Source organism: Micromonospora deserti, from assembly GCF_003236335.1.
Classification (GTDB): Bacteria; Actinomycetota; Actinomycetes; order Mycobacteriales; family Micromonosporaceae; genus Micromonospora; species Micromonospora deserti.
In genome coordinates, this window is the sequence record NZ_POUB01000556.1 from 1 (window position 1) to 477 (window position 477).

The 477-nt window shown below is 77.6% G+C and carries 1 pseudogene; it reads right to left on the reverse strand.

Features of this window, described 5'->3' with window-relative positions:
• Window positions 1–465: pseudogene (locus tag C1I99_RS31885) on the reverse strand (MFS transporter); the annotation flags it as partial.
• Between the last annotated feature and the right edge of the window lie 12 nt (window positions 466–477).

A 477-nucleotide genomic window follows, 5' to 3' on the forward strand; every position in this document is an offset into this window, starting at 1 on the left:
GCCCAGCACACCCACCCAGACCGGCACCGCCGGTGCGACGGCGAACGCCACCACCGCGGTGCCGACCGTGATGCAGCTCAGCCCGATCCTGGGCAGGGTGGCCCGGGATCGGGGCGCGGGAATCCGCCCCTGCAACCAGGAACCCACCGACCAGGCGAGCGCTCCCGTGGTCAGCACCAGACCGGCAGCAGTGGGCGAGAGCCCGCGCTCCCGGGACAGCATCAGCGGGATCACCACCTCGGCGCCGACGAACGCCGCCGAGGCCAGCCCGCGCAGGCCGACCACGGTGGGCAGGCCCCGCCCGGCCCGCAGGAACCCGGCGGGCAGCAGCCGCGGGGCGCAGACCAGCAGCCCGGCCAGCGCCAGCATGACCACCCCGACGGCGACGGCGCCGCGCTGCTGCCCCCCGATGTGCAGCAGTGCGGCGCTCACCCCCGCCCCGCAGGCCCAGCCGATCCGCGCCACCGCCGGCACCGC